This is a genomic window from Paenibacillus sp. fava2, from assembly GCF_058313675.1.
On record NZ_CM177755.1, the window covers coordinates 1,799,161 to 1,818,239 of the forward strand.

The window sequence follows — 19,079 nt, forward strand, 5'->3', positions numbered from 1 at the left end:
ATATAGCACAGGCTCACATCATATCGGCTTTGTGTTTCCGCTACAAATTGAAATCCGGTAACTGGTATGTAACAAATGTAGATATTAAGCCATAGCTGGAATATTGGGATGGAAAGCAGCTTGTCTTCGGATAAGTTGCTTTTCTTTTTAATGAGGGAATACAGGGAATCAATTGGAAAATATGGAACATTATTTTTAAGATAACGTATGGTTTTTTGTGGAAATGGAGCAGTGTTATTTTACAGAGGAGGGGACTTAGTTTGTTGAAATTTTCAAAATATGCTGCAATCCTCAGTTTAACCCTTGTCCTGGTTTCCTGTTCAATCAATGACGTCACCAGTGTTAAAGAGAGTACACCGCCGCCAGTGAAAGAAGCCGTTCACGAAGAGACTTTTGAAGCAAAGCTTGACCAGTACATGTCCAAAAACTTTTCGGGCTCTGTGCTGCTTGTCAAAGATAACAAGGTCGTTGTTTCCAAAGGCTATAACATGGCGGACTATGCGAATAACCTGCCTAACGGGCCTGATACGATTTACAAGATCGGCTCACTTACCAAAGCGTTTACCGCTGCAGCTATTTTACAGCTTCAAGAGGCGGGAAAGCTCAGCGTTGACGACACCGTAGATGCATACATTAAAGATTATCCTCATCATGAAGTTACACTCCGCCACTTATTAACCCACACGTCGGGGACACCCGAATATACCCGTTTACCGGATTTTCTAAATGAGCTGAATGTCAGAGTTAGCGTTGACGAACTGATTGCCAAGTTTAAAGACCTCTCATTAGAGTTTGATCCGGGCAGCCGGTTCGCCTACAGTAATTCCGGGTACGTGCTGCTGGGAGCAGTAATTGAACAGGTCAGCGGGCAGCCATACAGCGATTATTTGCAGGAGCATATTTTTACACCGCTGGGTATGAACAGATCTGGTTATTTAGCTAAAGACAGCATCTCTACAGATATTGCAACCGGGTATTCCCTTCTTACTCCTGAAGTCTCTCAGATCGCCCAGCCTATCGATATGACCGTGCCTTATTCGGCTGGAGGCATCTATTCCACTGTAGAAGATCTTTATAAATGGCTTACGGGGCTTGAGAACGGGACCATCCTTAGCAAGGCCTCATGGGAAGCGATGCGCACACCGGAGCTTAATGAATACGCACTCGGCTGGGCAATTCCCGGTTCAACGGGAACGATATACACACATAACGGGGCGATTAATGGTTTCTCCTCGGAGATCTGGCGGGATATGTCTAAGGAAACCGGAGTTATTCTGCTCAGCAATGCTGAGGGGGACCTGGGGCATTTGCGGGATGTGCTGCTGCGTATGCTTGATAGTGCTGAATAAGCATTGCTTTTTGCAGGACTCAAATGAACCCGAGCGCTTGTCCCCAAAAAGGATAAGAGCCTGGGTTCATTTCATCTATACCTGCAATGTTATTACACTAATCTCGTTACCATGAGCTGTTACGATGTTAAGCAGGTCTTCGGGCGCAAGCCAGACGGTAGCGGTGTTTTCGTTGGGATGGACGCCGATGGTTTTGCCTTTTTGCAAATCCTCGTCCAGTACGAATTTTACCGTGCGCTCCTTGTCGTTCAGTATGCCAAACGGGGAGACAGCACCTTTGGTAAGCCCGAGCAGCTGCAGCAGATCTTCTTCAGAAGCAAACGTAAGGGGACGGGACTCCAGCAGCGTACGTAACTGCTTCAGATTAACGGATTTATCCTTTTGGATCGTCAGCAGATAATAGTTTCTTTTTTTGTCATCGCGGATGAACAGATTTTTGGCTATCTGATCTATTCTGGGGAGCCCGAAGCTCTCCATGTCTGCGATGGTATAGGCTGCAGGATGGTCAATCACTTCATGGCTTACATTCTGCTGCTTCAACAGCTCAATAACAGCTTCGCGGTTCATCATTATCACCTTTATCTGCGGATTTTGTAGAGTGGACATTGCAACTGAACATAATAATATCATCATTATTGGATAAAGAGTTTAGATATATCTTGGCACCGGTTTTTATCTGTACTGTGATTTAGCCGCAGAGCAGCTTTTTATTGGCTGACGAACTGGCCGCTGCCCTTATATTTGTTGGTCTTAGCATCCCACTTAAAAACGCCGTGCGCTAATTTATAACCGCCATCAGAATTATATTTTTTCCAAAACTGATGGAGCTGTCCGTCTTTGTCGACTTCAGCAGAATAGTCAGCCATAAATCTTAGCTTGTTAACTAATGTACCTTGTTCTAAACGGTATACATTTACTTGAGTATTGGATGGTAAATAGTCCACAAAAACAGCCACATGCTTTTCTTTTGCTGAAACAGAAATAAGCTGAAGGGAAGGCTCGTCTTCTTCATAGGCTACGTTAGTATCGATGAGTACCACAACATTCTTGGAATTGATTAAAAATAAATTACCCGAGTCCGTAAGTATCAGCAAGTGAAATAAGATTCTATGAAGTTAAGGTTCTTTTTTGAAAAGATATAAGATCGACAAAGAGGGGCTTATTAAGAAACACATTAAGGACATGTAAACCGCCGTCTTCATTGGGGAGTTGAACGGTTGGTTGAGTGCAGCGCGGATTGTTCAGATTGTGCTATCAGTTGAGCGGAATCGTTCTACACGAAATGGCAGCTGTAGTGATAAAATTATTTACTGTAGTGTGAAAATTTACTAATCCTAAACCAGCTGGAGGGAAGTTGAATGGATCACAAGGATTTCAGTAACTTTAAATGGCTTAACGAAAGCAGCATCCGGTTTGAAAATAAAGCAATGATATTATACGCTCCGAAGGATAGTGATTTTTTCTGCAACAACGGGACTGTTTCGGAAGAAGGAATTACGCCAAGCTCGCTTACAAACGCCCCGTTTTTTTACACAGAGGTTTCCGGTGATTTTGTGATGAGGGTTAAGGCAGGGCATGATTTCAGGGATGTGTATGATTCTGCTTCAGTTATGGTCATGAAGGATCTCGCGGTGTGGGCCAAGCTGTGCTTTGAATTGACGGATTTTAATACCCGTGCCGTTGTAAGTGTAGTAACGAATCCGTTATCAGACGACGCAAATGGAAACAATATTGACGGCGATTCGGTGTGGCTCCAGATTACCAGAGTCGGTCAAGCCTTTGCTTTTCATTATTCATTAGATGGTGACCGGTTCTATATGGTGAGATTCTTTAATTTACCGGTGGAGGAGACTGTAAAGGTAGGCTTCGTTCCTCAGGCTCCCAATGGTAACGGCGGTGACAGACGCTACGCTGGCTTCTCATTAGAAAAGAAAACGGTGAAAAATATTAGAGCAGGGGTGTAGGAAAAAGTAAAGCAGGGTGCCTTACGTCCGCGAATGAGGGCTCTAAATCCAGATTGCAGAACATGTTATTTTCAGAAGCCTGCAGCTGACTTAATCTATAAATATCATGCCGAAGCGGTGCTCCTTATTGTGAGCACCGCTTTTTTTCCCGGGGAGGGCTATAAAAGGATAGGCTACACACCAAACTGTCTTAAATGATGATCAAGATGCTTATAAATGCCTTTGCCCCATTGTTCAGGCGTTAACGGGCCGAAAAAGGGATGAGGATGGGGTGAGCATTTACCCGGACCGTCACTTTGAAGCTTTATAATGCGTAGTTTCAGCTTTTCTTTTTCTGCCTCAAAATCTCTGTTATCCGAAATGAGCGTCTCAGGAATGGTTGACATATTATGAGGGAGCGGCTTTTCGTTATAAAAAACAGGTTTTACGAACCGGCCGATGAGTTTTCCCAGCAAGCCTCGGGGGGGAGAGGAACTGCCCATCGGGATATCCTGAAACGCTGAGCAGTGAGCGAGCATTTGACCGGCCTGCATGGTTCCCCACTGAGGGGTTGATTGCGGAGTTAATTGATCTATGCGCTGTAAGATCTCCGCAGCATGTGTTTTATCGTAGATATCTTTCACAGGAACACTCCAATCTGTTCATTATGGTGTCTCTTTAAGCATCATTAACCATAAATGCATCCTATTAATTTGACGATAGGCTGTAAAACCTTAGATGTACTCGGTTTACAGTCTGATTTTTCATAGATATGTTACCCGTGTAATGCTACTATATATTGAAATAAACTGGCTGCGGGAGCGGTTATATGAGTGTTTACTCAGTTCACGATATCATACATTATTCGCTGTTTTCTTTTGCCGAGTACAGTCCTGATCCTATTTACATTCTGGGCAACGATAAAAAGGTAATCTACGCCAACCCTGTCTTCGTAGAGCTGTATGGATGGTCAATGGAAGAGCTGAATCAGCTCGATTTCCCGCATATCCCCCTGGAGCTTAGGGAAGAGCTTGCCCAGATGTATATTTTCATCGATCAGGGCCGGAAGCTGTTTGCCCTCGATACGTTCCGCATTAAACGGAACGGGGAGCTGATCAGTGTCAAAATAACCATTTCCCCGGTAAAGGATCCGGAAGGATGCATTAAGGCTTATGTATGTGTACTGAGGGATGTAACGGAGATTAAGTTCTCTGAGTTAAAGTACTACAAACTATTTAATGAAGCGAATGACCCCATTTTTATCTATGAGCAGAGCCCGGACGGGAAGCCGTCAAAATTTCTGGACGTCAATGAAGCGGCCTGCCGGATGCTGGGGTATACACGCGGGGAACTCCTGGACAAAACACCGTATTGCATAGCAGCAGAGTCGTTGCAGAGCGAGGTTGATAATCTGTTCGAAAGAATCCTTGAAGGAGACGGAATGTTCGTTGAGTGGATTCAGGTAACAAGGGAAGGGAAGCAAATCCCCGTGGAAATCAGTGCCAAGCCGTTTAAGCTGAACGGCCGTAAAATGGTCGTTTCGATCAGCCGTGATCTGACTGAACGCAAGAGGACCGAGGAGTTTCTCAGGTATACGGAGAATATTTCCATGATTGGGGAGCTGTCTGCAGGCATTGCCCATGAGATCCGTAATCCGCTTACCAGTATCCGGGGATTCGTCCAGCTCCTGTTCGCCCATTCGGTAAAAGGCGGCGAGTTTCATCAGATCGTGATATCGGAGGTAGACCGGATCAATTCGATTATTGGTGAAATGCTGCTGCTGGGCAAAGAGGCCCCTTCCAGTCTGGCTGACTATAATCTGGTCCAGCTGTTAAGACAAGCCGTCGTGCTGCTGAATGCCCAGGCGCATATGACGAATATTGAGATTCTCATGCATACCCATCTTGTCTGCCTTACGCTTAAAGGATCAGCCAACAAGCTGAAGCAGGTTTTCATCAATGTACTTAAAAATGCAATTGAAGCAAGCCCGGACGGAGCGGAAATTATCGTAGAGCTGGACCGCACAGAGGATATAGCCATCATTCGGATCAGCGATAATGGACGGGGCATTCCGGCAGAATACATAGACCAGATCGGCTCGCCTTTCTTCACCACCAAGCCGGGAGGACACGGGCTCGGGGTTATGATCAGCAGAAAGATTATACATAATCATAGAGGGACGTTTCTGTTCAAGGCGAATCAGCCTTCTGGAACGATTGTTGAGATTACACTGCCTATAATGTAGCGGTACGCGCTATAATGAAAGGGTTCAGTAATGCAAGCCGGCTTCTTAACGGCAACACAGAAATAGAATAAGAGAAGACTGCGCCGGATGATCGGATTGGGTTCTCTCTGATAAAATGGAGGCTATTATGTTTCAGGTAACAGAAGCAACAGGGTGTCCTTTTGACAGAAGCTATCTATTAAAGGAAGAACGCCGGTTCGATATCCGCGATTTTGGGGCGGGTGCAGAACATTCGCCTGTGGTGAATACTGCGGCGATTAATGACGCTATTCAGGCTGCGTCAGCAGAAGGCGGTACCGTGGTTATACCAGAAGGCAGCTTCAGAGTGTATACGATCCGTCTGTTGAGCGGCGTCAATCTGTATCTGTCCCCAGGCAGCGAACTTTCTGCAGCCAGAACGGACATCACCCGGTCCTATGAGCTTCAGATTGGAGAGGGCGGTAATGTTGAAGAACCTGAGGTCAATCTGTATGTCGGCTTGCAGGATCACGGCCACACTTATTTTGCCAACAGCCTGATTTATGGTGCGGATATCCGTGATGTAATGATCTATGGGCCCGGGCTGCTGAATGGAAGCTCTCTGAATGATAAGGGGGAGCTGGAGCAGATTCTGATGGGCGGAGACCCGCATGAACCGGTTCGCCGTAACGGGCCTGGACATCAGGGAGAATGGTTCGGCAACAAGGCAATTGCTCTGGTACGTTGTGAAAATGTGGCCTTCTGCGATTTTTCCATCCTGGCCGGCGGCCATTTTGCGATTATTACAACCTGTGTGAAAAATATGTACGTGGAGCGTATTCTGGTGGATACGAACCGCGATGCATTCGATGTGGACTGCTGTGAGAATGTGACGATTGTCCATTCCGTCTTTAACTCCCTGACCGATGATGCCATTGTGCTAAAAGCCTCCTACGGCGGCGGATTATTCATGCCGCTGCGGAATGTGCTGATTGAGGACTGCATCGTCAGCGGTTACGACATGGGCTCGGTATATGCGAAAACGTATACACAGGACAAGCTGATTGCTACTGACCGCTGCGGCCCTACCGCCCGGGTCAAGCTGGGTACGGAATCCACCTGCGGGTATGATCTCGTAACGGTACGGCGCGTCCAGTTTAAAAGATCCAGAGGCTTTGCCCTTGAGGCTGTCGACGGGGCGGATTTGAGCAATATTATTTTTGAGGATTCCACTATGGAGGATGTAAGCAGCTCGCCGATTTTTATAAAAGCAGGAGACCGCGGACGTTTCCCGGTAACGGGAAACAGCACGGAGGAAGACTTTATTCCGGCCCCGGATGCGAAGCCGAATGTCAGGCTGGATCAAACGTTTTGGGTGCTCCCTGCTAAGGAGCCGTATCAGGTGTACCCGGCAAGGCGCTATCTTCCGTCCTATAACAGAACCCGCAAGGTTTCTGCGGACGGCGCATCTTCCTTTTACATTGTGGACGCTGAGCAGCCTCTCCGGCTCAATCCGGCGAACATACACGAAGAGAATGGCAGATTCTTTGCTGTCCGCTTTGATGAGCTGTTGAATAAGTATGTGCCCGACTATGATAAAGAGCTGCGGGAAAGTGAACTTCCGCTGTATGCCAATGCGAACGGCAGCGATCACATTGCTCATGTTCACGACATTATCATCCGGAATATTACGGTCAGGAATGCCGATCCCCGCTATCCGATTGAAATCATGGGGCTGATTGGCAGCCGGATCTGCAATGTGTTGATCTCCAACGTCAAAGTGGAATACCGCGGCGGTCTAAGCCTGGAGCATGCGGCGGAGCAGCGCCAGCTGAATACGAACTGGGAATATGCCCAGTATGGCGGGAACAAACGCAGTGTGCAGTCGCTTCCGTGGCTGGTGAACACCTTTTTCCTGAAAAATGAAGGGCTGCTGCCCCGGGTGGAATGGGATGCGGAAGCCGGAGTGTGGAAGAATGCTCCCTTCAACGTACCGGAGCTGCCGGAGGTTTATCCGGAGCCGAGCAACTGGGGAATCCTCCCGGCATACGGGCTGTATGCAAGACATGTGGAAAATCTGATTTTGGATGAAATTGAGCTGCGTTATCTTACTGAAGATACCCGGCATCCCATTGTGCTTGATGATGTCGTAAACGGCTCACTTCAGAATATCCGTGCAGACCATGCAGAAGGTGTTGAAGAAATTGTCCTGGTGAAGAACCGGTTCAAACGGCCTGCAGGACTAGAATATGTGCCGGATTATCCGTATCAGCAGACTGAGGTTGAATATGTAGCTCTAGATAGCCGTTTGTCTGTCAAGGCTGTAGAAGTCGGGGCACCTGCTCCGGGGACGCCCGGGGATTCGTTGTATCCGTATAAAACGGTCGCAATTCCTGAGAGTGGATACAAGTATCCCGTTGCCACTCCGGAGGTTCCTTTGCCGCAGACGGTATTCCGGCCGTTCTTCGCCTTTGTTCCGGAGCAGAGTGTCCGGGCGGGTGAACTCCTTTCCTTTGCCGTTGTAGCCAGGCAGCCTGCGTACGAGGCTTCCGCCCGTGAAACGGACGGCAAAATTTATAATGAGACATCCTCGGATAGGGACCCGGTAGTACAGGGGATTGCGGAGCCGATGATTTTGACAACTGGTAAGCTGCCTGAGGGGGCGGGCTTTGACTCCTCATCTTTTGTACCGGGTAAGGCCTGTGTGTTCAGCTGGACACCTGCTGCGGATGATGTGCGGAATGAACCATATATTGCAGAATTCATTGCTGATGACGGGATAATCCCGGTCAAACTGGAAGTCAGCATTAAGGTGACGGGATGAGCTATATGATAAGGTATATTAAAAGCGTGAATCCCAGACGGCTGATCATTATGGTGATCGGCAACATCTTTCTGGGAATGGGCATCAGTATTTTCAAGCTGTCCGGCATGGGGAACGATCCCTTCAGCGGCATGGTGATGGCCCTTGCAGATCTCAGTTTTATCACCTATGCTAATTTTCTGATTTTACTGAATGTAGTGCTGTTCATAGTTGAATGGATCACCGGAAGGAAGTTTATTGGAGCCGGAACATTCGTCAATGCTATTTTTCTGGGTTATATTGCTACATTCTTTTATGATATCTGGATAGATGTCCTGGGAGAACCCCATGTGCTCTGGCAGCGGGTAATTACTGTGGCGATTGGTGTGGTGGTGTGCAGCTTCGGGGTATCCTTGTATCAGAGCTCGGATGTCGGAGTAGCTCCCTATGACGCGCTGTCCCTGATCATGAAGATTAGAGCGCCGAAAATTTCTTACTTCTGGCACCGGATGTTTACCGACGCGCTGTGTGCGCTGATCTGCTTCCTGGCTGGGGGGATCATCGGCCTGGGCACGCTGGTATCCGCATTCGGTCTGGGTCCGATTATTCATTTCTTCGATGTGCATTTTACGAACAAGCTGCTGGGCAAAACGGGTGCAAAAGGAAATGGCGGCCCCGTATCGCTGTAAGGTGCGTTGAACGATAATGGTGCTTAACAAAAACAAGGTATCCTGGACTCCGCAGCCTGCGGCGGACCGGGATACCTTGTTTGATGTTTGGAGTAAATCCCAATGCGTTAGTGCAGGCCTGGCTAGGCCGGACTAAGTAAAGGGAAAACCTACGGTACCGCCCAAAGTGGGCGGAGCGGGCAAATGAAAGGCAAAAATGCCTCTGATTCTGCCCAAAGTGGGCGGAACGAGCAAATGAAAGGCAAAAATGCCTCTGCTCACGCAATGCCTGTTCGATCCACCCTGCTAAACAAAGCGCCTATAGATTTTCAGACCCTTGTTCAGTCCCGGCCGTCCTTTTTGTCCTCACGATCCGGGGCTATCCCGGGAGCGGTTACCTCGGGGGCATCTCCGAGCACAGCGCCGACGATTTCGTCGAGCTTACCCGCTGCGCCTGTATCGCTATCCGCTTTGGAATCCGGTTCCGGGATCGGGTGTACACCCGGCTTGCGTCCGTCCAGCGGAGCTTCCTTGTTGTCCTTCATATGGATAATCTCCCTTCTATGTGCAGACTCTATCTAAGGATGTGTCACAAAAAGCCGTTATATGTAACGATAACCGTCCCCGGACCGCATGAACCATAAAGTCCTCTATTCCTTTTCCACAGACGTACCGCTCATTTGCTAATGTTGTGAGAAATATTATAGACTGGTTTCTGTGAGCTTTTTTCTAAAAGGGAAATTTATTCAGAAACGGGGAAGTTTAATGAATGTAAGAAGACAACCGAAGTCCAATAAGCTGAAGATTTTTTCAAAAGCACTATTAGTAACCATCGGAGCCATGATCGCTGCTTACGGGCTGGAGGCTGTGTTAATACCGAACAACGTCTCGGACGGAGGCGTGACCGGTCTCAGTATCGTGGGTTCGGAATTATTCGGACTGCCGCTGGGGCTGCTGATTGCGGTCATTAATATCCCTTTTGTGTGGCTGGGTTATAAACAGATTGGTAAAAGCTTTGCCCTCTATTCCATTCTCGGAATTGCTTCATTAGCGGTCGGCACTGTCCTTATGCATCACGTACCGACAATCATTCAGGGGGATACCCTGCTGGTTACGGTGGTGGGCGGGATTATTATCGGTTTCGGGATGGGTCTTGCTTTGCGTAACGGCGGGGCGCTGGACGGGATTGATATGCTGGCTGTGCTGCTGTCGCGGAAGCTGCCTTTTGGTACGAGTGACCTGATCCTGTTCCTGAACACCTTTGTATTTATTGTCGTGTCAACCGTGTTTGGTCTGCAGGGGGCGATCCTGTCCGCGCTTGCTTATTTCATTGCTTCAAAGGTTATACATATCGTAGAGGAAGGTCTAAGCGGCTCCAAAACGTTCAAAATCATCACCAACCAGCCTGAAGTCATGGTAGAAACCATCCGTGACCGGCTTGGACGGGGAGCAACCTATACTGATGCATACGGCGGCTACTCCAATGAGCAGTTCAAAGAAATTACCTGTGTCATCAACCGTCTGGAAGAAAGCAAGATTAAAGATATCATCCACGAAATTGACCCGGGTGCTTTTGTCGTAGTGTACGATGTGGCTGAGGTTAAGGGCGGTAACTTTAAAAAGAAAGACATTCACTAAGCACCATATGACGCGCTTGCAGGAGGATCACTTTTCTTCCGCGAGCGCGTTATTTTTGTGTAACAGCACCCTATCAACCTTTGACAAACAACCGGATGTAGGCTATCATCTGCTTAAATGTCAGTCAGTACTGACAGTTAGTCGGGCCGGGAACGGCAGGCTTATTTTATAGAAAAGAGGCAGTTTAATGCAGACAAACACCAGCATCCCCGCCAATAACGGTGAGCGGCTTATGCGAATTCTTGTATTTACACTGATCATCTCGGTGATGAACGGAACGATGTTTAATGTAGTGCTTCCGGTGATCAGCAAGCAATTTCTGCTGTCGCCGTCACAGGTAAGCTGGATGGTATCAGGTTATCTGATTGTATACGCGATCGGTACCGTTACCTTCGGCAAGCTGACGGACAAATACAGTCTTAAAAACCTGCTGACGTTTGGCCTGATTTTTTTAGCAGCAGGCTCCATATTCGGAATCGTGTCCACCCAGTACTGGATGATGATTGTGGCACGTCTGCTGCAGGCTGTCGGGGCATCCGTCATTCCTGCGCTGGCGATGATCATCCCGATCCGTTATTTTTCACCGGAAAAGCGCGGGCGTGCCCTGGGCACTTCCGCCATCGGGATAGCGCTTGGCTCAGCACTCGGCCCGATTATTGCCGGGTTTGTGTCAACGGTGTGGAGCTGGCAGGTGCTTTTCGTCATTCCGCTGCTTGCCCTGTTCACATTGCCGTTCTACCGTAAATACCTGGACGATGAAAAAGGGAACGACAGCAAAATCGATTTTATCGGCGGTGTTCTTTTGGCTGGGACCGTTGCTGTACTGCTGCTTGGCTTAACTAATGGAGGGGCCGGGTATGCTGTAGGCGGAGTTGTTCTGCTGGTTCTGTTCGTATTACGTATCCGCTATGCGGCTCATCCGTTTATTGATCCCGTTGTTTTCCGGAACAAGGCGTATACATCCGGTCTGGCTATTGCCTTTGTTTTGACTGCAATCAGCTTCAGTACTCCGTTCATTACGCCCCAGCTCCTGGCACAGCTAAACGGTCTGTCACCGGCTGTAATCGGACTGATTATGCTGCCAGCTGCGCTTATCACGGCATATATGGGACGCAAAGGGGGCAGGCTGGCTGATGAAAAAGGGAATTCATTTCTTTTAACTGCGGCGGTAGCCCTGCTGATCTTTGGCTTTATCTGCCTGTCTACGGTTGCGGGTATGCTGCCTGTGTTCATTGCCGTCTCGCTGATCTTTACTGTGCTGGGCCAGTCTTTTATGCAGATTGCTTTATCAAACACCATTTCCCGCACTTTATCGAAGGAGCAGATCGGGATCGGGATGGGGCTGTTTTCCATGTTAAACTTTATTGCAGGAGCGGTATCTACGGCAGCAATAGGCAAAATTCTGGATTTAGGCACAACGACGGTCCGGTTTAATCCGATTCCCCGGAATGACGCTGCTTTTGTCTACAGTAATATTTTCTTAGCATTGGCGTTACTGGTGGCAATCATGGCTGCTCTATATTTTCTGCAATTCGGGCGCGGCTCTAAAAAGGACTCAGCTGAGCGGGCAGGAACGGCCAGACTATAATCATGAGGTGGAAAGAATGAGTGAAGGAAGCAACGCTGCTACAAGTACCGGTGATAAGCTGCTGCTGGCTGCGATCGATCTGATGGCAAGCAAAGGCTATAAGGGGGTAACAACCCAAGAGATTGCCGCAGCCGCCGGTTTGAGCGAGAAGACGCTGTTCCGCCATTTCGGATGTAAACAAAACCTGCTTGAGGCAGCTTTTGACCGGTTTCATTATGCGGAGGAAATGACCAGGCTGTTTAATGAAAAGCTGGTATGGGACCTGGAAACAGACCTGCTGTTAATTAGCCGGACCTACCATGAGATCATGAACCGCAACCGCAAAATGATAATGATCAGTGTAAAGGAGGCAGATCATCTGCCGGGCTTTCGTGAGCGGACGATTAAGCACCCGAAGCAATTCATTGAAATTCTAACCCGTTATTTTACCGAGATGACTGCTCAGGGCAAGCTGATCGAGACCAACGCGGAGCTGCAGGCCTATTCTTTCATTTCTATGAATTACGGCGTATTCCTTAACAATTTGACGGCCGGTGAACACTTCCCTAATCTGACGCTGGAAGAATTCATCACAGAGAGTGTGGGGACGTTTACGAGGGGGCTGACGCGGTAAGCGGCAACTTTTATAGCAGGCTGGCTCCTGTTAATTGTCATAATTTTTACCGGAAGTTATGACTCTGCTGTATAGACTTGGATAATTGATTATTATATGATTCTTGTGGATCGGTGGACCTAGCATTATTTGCATATTTTAGTCCATCGCAATCACAGGGGGGACGTATGGGGAAAAGGATTTTGAGTTTGTTGTTGGGGACTTTAGTCCTGGTGAATGTAATTTTCGGGAGTCAGGGGATGGTCCTTGCAGCCTCGGCACCGCAGGACGGGCGGGCAACGGATATTCAGGGCAGCTGGGCCGGCAGCCAGATTACCAAATGGCTGGACAAGGGTTTAATTTCGGGTTATGCGGACCATACGTTCAAACCGAATGCCAGTATTTCACGGGCTGAGTTTGCATCAATTGTCAATAAGGCGTTTGGTTTTAAGGAACAGGCGCAGACCGGCTTCAATGATGTGAAATCAGGAAAGTGGTATTATTCCGTGATCGCAGTAGCGAAATCTGCCGGGTACATATCGGGATTCGGAGATAATTCATTCAAGCCCGAGGCGGCTGTCAGCAGACAGGAAGCGGCAAAGATGCTGTATTTGCTGCTGCAGCTAAACGGTACCAGTACAGATTCTGCAATTACAACGTTTAAGGATTACAGCACGGTACCGGCATGGAGCAAGCTTTATTTAAATGAGATTGTCAGCAAAGGATACATGAACGGGTATCCGGATCAGACACTGAGACCGCTCCAGACCATCACGCGGGCAGAAGCTGTTGTCATGCTTGATAAGGTAATGGGTACTCTTGTTATGGATAAAGGGACCTTCGGAGGAACAGAGGCAACTAAGATAACGGGAAATCTGACGGTTAACACACCAGGCGTTATTCTGAAGAATATTTCAATAACCGGTGACTTGCTGCTGACAGCAGGCATTGGTGCAGGTGATGTGACGCTCGATCAGGTAACGGTGTCGGGAAGAACGGTTGTCGCCGGCGGCGGGGAGAACAGTATTCATCTGCTGAACTCACAGGTGAATGATATGCTTGTTAACAAGCAGTCGGGCAGGGTCCGGATCGTGTCGGAAGGCAGCACCCGGATTACCAGAACGACTGTGAAGTCCGGGGCCAGGCTGGAGGAGGCCAATAAAGAGGCAGGCTTTGACTCCATTGAGCTGGATCTACCGGATTCAAGTGAATATGTAGATTTGAGCGGTACCTTCAGCAAGGTAACGGTTAAACAGAAGGCATTAGTTAATGTGCTTGAAAAGTCTGAAATCGGTACGTTTGAGGTAGCCGGAGTAGCAGCATTCAGCACAGTGAACGTAGCCGAGGGCAGTGTACTGAAGGAGCTGACCTTGAATGCAGCGACTACAGTTAAGGGCAAGGGCACCATTTCAAAAGCATTCATTAATGCCGGCGGTACTACCTTTGAGCAGGATATTAAAAATTACGTTATAGCCAAAGACGTGATAACGTCTGTGAACGGCAAGCTTGTTGCTGCAGAGACGGATATAAACAAGCAATTAAATGCATTGCTGCCAGCTGCTGGAGGCGGAGGTAGCGGAGGCGGAGGCGGTGGAGGCGGAGGCTCAAGCCCGGGACCTGCTCCGCAACCTCAGCCGCAGCCTGGAGCGGTAGAGCTCCTGGAGGTTATGGGAGTATTTATCGTGGAAGATCAGCTGTACTCCCGCTTCGAAGAGTACGGTAATTACAGCCAAATGCAGTGGGATCTGCTTAATCTGGACAGTGAAGCTGAATACGCAACAACGTACAAGAATTCAGACGGCCGGATCGGGATTTATACGTTAACAGGCGGCGCACTTCCGCCGGCCAGGTATATTGCTGCTATATATAATGATGATTATTATGATTTTTTGCCGAGTCTTTTGCTAACTAAGACGCTTACAAACGGTTCTTATTATCCTGCTGTGTACTACACGGGTGTGCTTAACATTCAGCTAAGAATTAATCAGGACGGGATTACCAATAATCCTAATCAGCCTACAGCCGGAGGTGGTGTTGCCGCTCCATTGGCGGACGGAGATATAGCTTCTGTTTATTACGGGGATTTTCTCGTATTAAAGGCTAAGTGGGATGGTACAGGCAAGAAGTGGGTGTATCAGGGAATTTCAAGCCTTTTAAAAGCTCCGGGGCAGGTTACGGCAATTCCGGCTTCCAGAAGTGATATCACCGTAAAGTGGGCTGAGGTACCGGGAGCAGAATACTATACTATTTATACGAGCAGTACAGCGGACGGAACTTATTCTCCGCTCAAAGACATTTCAGGGGCCGACATTCGGGTAAAAGGAACCTCCTATACGCATAGCGGACTTGCGCCCCATACAACGGTTTACTACAAAGTGATGGCGATGGCTAACGGCACCGGATCGGCACTTAGCCAGTACACGACAGGAACTACTGTTGCTAATGAGCATATGACATTAGATTTCAAGGTTGCAGATAGCGTTCAAGACCCGGACAAGCCTGTTATTTATGCAACAGACAAGCAAAATAAAAGGCTCGCTGTCATTAACTATGAGACCAGACAGATTTCCTACATCCCGTTTGACCTGCCGCCGGAAGATATTACTTATGCAGACGGCAAACTGTATGTAGCTCTTCTGAAGGCGGAGCATTCTTACTATATCTTCGATGAACAGCAGAAAGGTGCTGTCGCAGTATTAGATGCAGCAACGCTTAAGGTTGACCGTATATACGATATTAATCTGGACCCTTACAGCATTGCAGCAGACCGGCAGGGCAATGTATATGTTGCATCCGGTTCAGGCCAATGGACGGATATCCACTCCTATACCGGCGGGACATTTACCTTCATTGGTAAATCCTCAATCAGGCAGCAAAGTCATATTCTGATGCACCCGACGATAAATAAGCTTTATGCGGTGGATACTGATTCGAGTCCGCGGGATATCGAGACTTTTGTGATCAATAATGGGCAATTCATCTCAAACTATGACTCTCCTTATCACGGGGATTATCCGATGGCAACCAATAACCATTTATCGCCGGATGGCCAGTATCTCTTTAACGGCGGGGGTTCGGTATTCTTAACTACGGAAAACCGGTTTGATGACATGAATTTTGTGTACAAAATGGATGGAACATTTGATGATCTGGTGTTTGATCTGGAGCAAGACAGAATGTATGCGGTAAAAGATCATGCAATCGACGTATATGAATACAGCACTTTCGGCAAGGTTGAATCCATAGCTGTAGATGGAACCGGCAAGCGGGTATTCGATGGAGGAAATCAGCTGCTCGCCTTGACCACTCTGGGAACACAAACGGTTCTTGAATTCGTTGACAAGCCTTCTGGAGGGGAAGTCCCACCGGCAGACGGACCGGGAATTTACCTGGGCGGAACGGTTGCAGATGCCGTGTATGACCCTGCTAATAACAAGATTTACGCTATTGATCAGGCCTTCCGGAAACTGGTCATAGTCGATTCTTCCAGCCAGTCTATTGTTCAAAAAATGGAACTGCCATACAAACCGGCCGGCCTGACGATATCTGAAGACGGAACGAAGCTATATATCGTTAATAAGGATGCTAACGTTCTGGTGACAGAGGTAAGCTTAAGTGATTATTCCGTTATCCGGCATTTGACTTATGCGAATGCACCGGATTCCCGGGACTTCTCGGATCGCCATATTTACAGCAAAGCGGGCCGCCTGTATGTTGTATTAGGGGACTGGTCACCAACGCTGCTGGTCTTTGATCAGGCGTCGTTCCAGCCTGCTCCCGGTAATGAGACAATCAATGGCATAGGAGAAATGGTATTTACCGGTGACAGCACAAGCTTCTATTACTGGAGCCAATACGGATGGGATGCCGGATTGGGCAATTCCAATGTGTACATGTATTCTGTTCATGATGACGGGTTTTCCATTGTGAATGAGTCTGGCCTGAATTACCCGGGACTGGACAGAGATCCGCTGGATACGCCTGCTCTCCTGGTGGAGAGTCTGGGCATGATCATTGTGAAGAATAAAGCATTCAATAAGGATAATCTGCAGGACATCAAAGGGACATTCCCCGAAACGATTTATGCAGTGAATCCGGTGAATAACACGGCACTCGGCAAAAAGGGAATCTATGACCTTACGACCTTCGAGAAGATCGGGTCCGTGGATTTGACCGGAGCAAAGCATATTTTCTACGATAATAAAGGAACGCTTTATTATGTAGTGAATAACACTTTGTTTATTGATTAAGCCAAAAGAGCAGGAAGACCGGTAACGGGGCTTCCTGCTCTTTTGTTTCTTCTGCCAGACCATGTTCAACCCTTAACCGAGCCCAGCAGCACGCCTTTAACAAAGAACTTCTGCGCAAACGGGTACAGAATAATCATCGGCAGAGAAGCAATGACCATTGCAGCCAGTTCGATCGTGCGGGCGGTGACGGCTCCGACACCGCCGGTATTGTTAAGCAGGTTGGCCACGGCAAGATTGGTGCCATTGTTCATGCTCATCATATTTTCTACCGCACGGTTGGACTGGATCAGCCGCAGGATCAGATACTGCAGGGTCTGCAGATCGGTAGACTGGGTGTAGTACAGCGTTGCACCGTAGTCATTCCAGATATTAACGGCTGTGAATACAGACAAGGCGGCCAATACCGGCTTGGATAAGGGAAGGACAATCTGGAAGAAGATGCGGTATTCGCTGGCGCCGTCCATTTTGGCGGATTCGAATAACGCTTCCGGAATGCCCTTGTAGTTGGCGTTGAAAATAATGACATTCCAGAACCCGCCGAACAGGGCAGGGAGAATGTACACCCAGTAGCTGTCGTACAGGCCAAGCCAATTCATCAGCATATAGGAAGGAATCAGCCCGCCGCTGAAATACATGCTGATGAAGCCGATCGTAATGTAAAAGGCTTTGCGCCGCAGGTAGGGGCGGGAGAAGGCATAGGCAAACATCGACGTGTAAAGGATGGACACAGCCGTTACAATCACAGTCCTTGAAGCTGTAATCCAGGCTGCGTATAGAATGCCCTGATCGGACAGCACCGCTTTCCAGCTGGCGAAGGTGAATTCCCGCGGCCAGAGGAACACCGGACCACGGAGTAAGTCTCCTCCGCTGTTAAACGAGCTTATAACCGAAAACCAGAACGGGTACACGGTCATGATCATGAGCAGGATCATTATTGCAATGGTTAAACCGTTAAACAGCCGCTCTCCGGCATGGTTTCCGCCCACCATAACAGTATTCCTCCTTAAAACAATCCGGTTTTTGTAATTTTATTGGATACCCAGTTCGAACTGACCAGCAGGATCAGTGCAAAGACAGACTTTGTTAACCCGATTGCGGTCGCTGACGAGAATTGAAAGTTGAGCAGTCCGGTCTGGTAGACATACGTATCGATAACCTGGCTGGCAGGCAGATTTAGCGTATTTTGCAGAACATAGATCTGGGTGAAGTTGTTATTCAGCATGCCGCTGACTGCAAAAATAATAAGCACCATCAAGGTCGGGAGGATGCCCGGAATCGTCACGTGGAGCATCCGTTTGAATCTCCCGGCTCCGTCGATTGCCGCCGCTTCATGCAGGCTCTGATCCACTCCGGCCATGGCGGCCAGATACAGAATGGCACCCCAGCCGAGATCCTTCAGCAGGCCCGTGGCAATGGCGACACCCCAGAAATATTTCGGATCAGCCAGAAACTGCAGCGGCGAGTCAATGAAGCCCAGGTGAAGCAGCATATAATTGACGATACCGTCGCTATTCAGCAGCGTAATAAACAAACCGCCGAAGATAACCCAGGACAGAAAATGCGGTAAATAGGTGACAGTCTGGACCACCGCCTTGAAGCGGGAACTGCGGATTTCATTGAGCAGCAGGGCGAAGAGCAGGGTACACGGAATGCTGACGGCTGCGCCGAGCAGATTAATGCCCAGTGTGTTGCGGATCATCGGCCAGAACTGAAAGTTCGTAAAGAGCCTTTTGAAATGGGCCAGGCCGTTCCAGTCCGCGGTGAAAATACCTTTGACACCCATGACCGGCTCGAAATCCTTAAAGGCCATAAGCAGCCCGAACAGCGGCGTAAAATCAAACAGGAAGATCAGGAACACTGCCGGCAGCAGCATGGTTTTAAGCTCCAGCTGTGTGCGGAAGTCGTAGCCAAGCCTGAAGGATTTTTGCTTGCGGAGTGTCTTATTCTTCTTCTTAGCAGAAGTGAACGGTTCAATCATCGCCATACCGGTTTCCTCCAATCCGGCTTGGGCCTGCCTCAGACTGGCCCAAGCCTTTCTTTCTTTG

Annotated in this window: 15 protein-coding genes; 9 read left to right on the top strand and 6 right to left on the bottom strand. The window is 48.4% G+C overall.

The window, feature by feature from the left end; all coding sequences use genetic code 11:
* The first annotated feature begins 260 nt into the window (after window positions 1-260).
* A complete protein-coding gene (locus AC4G46_RS07650) occupies window positions 261-1,349 on the top strand; it encodes a serine hydrolase domain-containing protein (protein WP_491127397.1) in 1,089 nt (362 codons plus the stop codon).
* 75 nt (window positions 1,350-1,424) lie between these two features.
* Here the strand turns inward: AC4G46_RS07650 and AC4G46_RS07655 are convergent, their stop codons facing one another.
* Together AC4G46_RS07655 and AC4G46_RS07660 are read right to left on the bottom strand one after the other, a co-directional pair.
* Window positions 1,425-1,955 carry a prolyl-tRNA synthetase associated domain-containing protein gene (locus AC4G46_RS07655; RefSeq protein WP_491127398.1) on the bottom strand — a complete coding sequence of 177 codons (531 nt, stop codon included), beginning with the start codon at window positions 1,953-1,955 and terminating at the stop codon, window positions 1,425-1,427.
* A 101-nt stretch (window positions 1,956-2,056) separates the two neighbouring features.
* Window positions 2,057-2,389, bottom strand: coding sequence for a hypothetical protein (locus tag AC4G46_RS07660; RefSeq protein ID WP_491127399.1), 333 nt, complete (start codon window positions 2,387-2,389; stop codon window positions 2,057-2,059).
* A 318-nt stretch (window positions 2,390-2,707) separates the two neighbouring features.
* On the opposite strand from AC4G46_RS07660, the gene AC4G46_RS07665 reads away from it, so the two are divergent.
* On the top strand, window positions 2,708-3,313 hold the full coding sequence (locus tag AC4G46_RS07665; RefSeq protein ID WP_491127400.1) for a DUF1349 domain-containing protein: 606 nt from the start codon (window positions 2,708-2,710) through the stop codon (window positions 3,311-3,313).
* Between the two features lie 173 nt (window positions 3,314-3,486).
* Here AC4G46_RS07665 and AC4G46_RS07670 read toward each other — a convergent pair whose 3' ends face one another.
* Window positions 3,487-3,936 carry a DUF1569 domain-containing protein gene (locus AC4G46_RS07670; RefSeq protein WP_491127401.1) on the bottom strand — a complete coding sequence of 150 codons (450 nt, stop codon included), beginning with the start codon at window positions 3,934-3,936 and terminating at the stop codon, window positions 3,487-3,489.
* A gap of 185 nt (window positions 3,937-4,121) precedes the next feature.
* On the opposite strand from AC4G46_RS07670, the gene AC4G46_RS07675 reads away from it, so the two are divergent.
* From AC4G46_RS07675 to AC4G46_RS07685, 3 genes are all read left to right on the top strand, one after another.
* Window positions 4,122-5,537, top strand: coding sequence for a PAS domain S-box protein (locus tag AC4G46_RS07675; RefSeq protein ID WP_491127402.1), 1,416 nt, complete (start codon window positions 4,122-4,124; stop codon window positions 5,535-5,537).
* Window positions 5,538-5,664: 127 nt separating this feature from the next.
* Entirely contained in the window at window positions 5,665-8,319 is a 2,655-nt protein-coding gene (locus tag AC4G46_RS07680) for a glycoside hydrolase family 28 protein (RefSeq protein ID WP_491127403.1), read from the top strand.
* A gap of 5 nt (window positions 8,320-8,324) precedes the next feature.
* Window positions 8,325-8,987, top strand: a complete 663-nt coding sequence (locus AC4G46_RS07685; protein ID WP_491127404.1) for a YczE/YyaS/YitT family protein — start codon at window positions 8,325-8,327, stop codon at window positions 8,985-8,987.
* 320 nt (window positions 8,988-9,307) lie between these two features.
* Here AC4G46_RS07685 and AC4G46_RS07690 read toward each other — a convergent pair whose 3' ends face one another.
* Entirely contained in the window at window positions 9,308-9,511 is a 204-nt protein-coding gene (locus tag AC4G46_RS07690) for a hypothetical protein (protein ID WP_491127405.1), read from the bottom strand.
* A 220-nt stretch (window positions 9,512-9,731) separates the two neighbouring features.
* Between AC4G46_RS07690 and AC4G46_RS07695 the strand changes: the two genes are divergently transcribed.
* From AC4G46_RS07695 to AC4G46_RS07710, 4 genes are all read left to right on the top strand, one after another.
* Window positions 9,732-10,604: a YitT family protein gene (locus AC4G46_RS07695; RefSeq protein ID WP_491127406.1), complete on the top strand. Its 873-nt coding sequence runs from the start codon at window positions 9,732-9,734 to the stop codon at window positions 10,602-10,604.
* Window positions 10,605-10,791: 187 nt separating this feature from the next.
* Complete coding sequence (locus AC4G46_RS07700) at window positions 10,792-12,192, top strand: MFS transporter (RefSeq protein WP_491127407.1); 1,401 nt, start codon at window positions 10,792-10,794, stop codon at window positions 12,190-12,192.
* Window positions 12,193-12,208: 16 nt separating this feature from the next.
* Entirely contained in the window at window positions 12,209-12,805 is a 597-nt protein-coding gene (locus tag AC4G46_RS07705; protein WP_491127408.1) for a TetR/AcrR family transcriptional regulator, read from the top strand.
* Between the two features lie 194 nt (window positions 12,806-12,999).
* The gene (locus AC4G46_RS07710; protein WP_491127409.1) at window positions 13,000-17,034 is read left to right on the top strand and encodes an S-layer homology domain-containing protein; all 4,035 of its coding nucleotides are present in this window, start codon (window positions 13,000-13,002) and stop codon (window positions 17,032-17,034) included.
* Window positions 17,035-17,099: 65 nt separating this feature from the next.
* Here AC4G46_RS07710 and AC4G46_RS07715 read toward each other — a convergent pair whose 3' ends face one another.
* Complete coding sequence (locus AC4G46_RS07715) at window positions 17,100-18,023, bottom strand: carbohydrate ABC transporter permease (protein ID WP_491127410.1); 924 nt, start codon at window positions 18,021-18,023, stop codon at window positions 17,100-17,102.
* 14 nt (window positions 18,024-18,037) lie between these two features.
* On the bottom strand, window positions 18,038-19,018 hold the full coding sequence (locus AC4G46_RS07720; protein ID WP_491127411.1) for an ABC transporter permease: 981 nt from the start codon (window positions 19,016-19,018) through the stop codon (window positions 18,038-18,040).
* Window positions 19,019-19,079 lie beyond the last annotated feature (61 nt).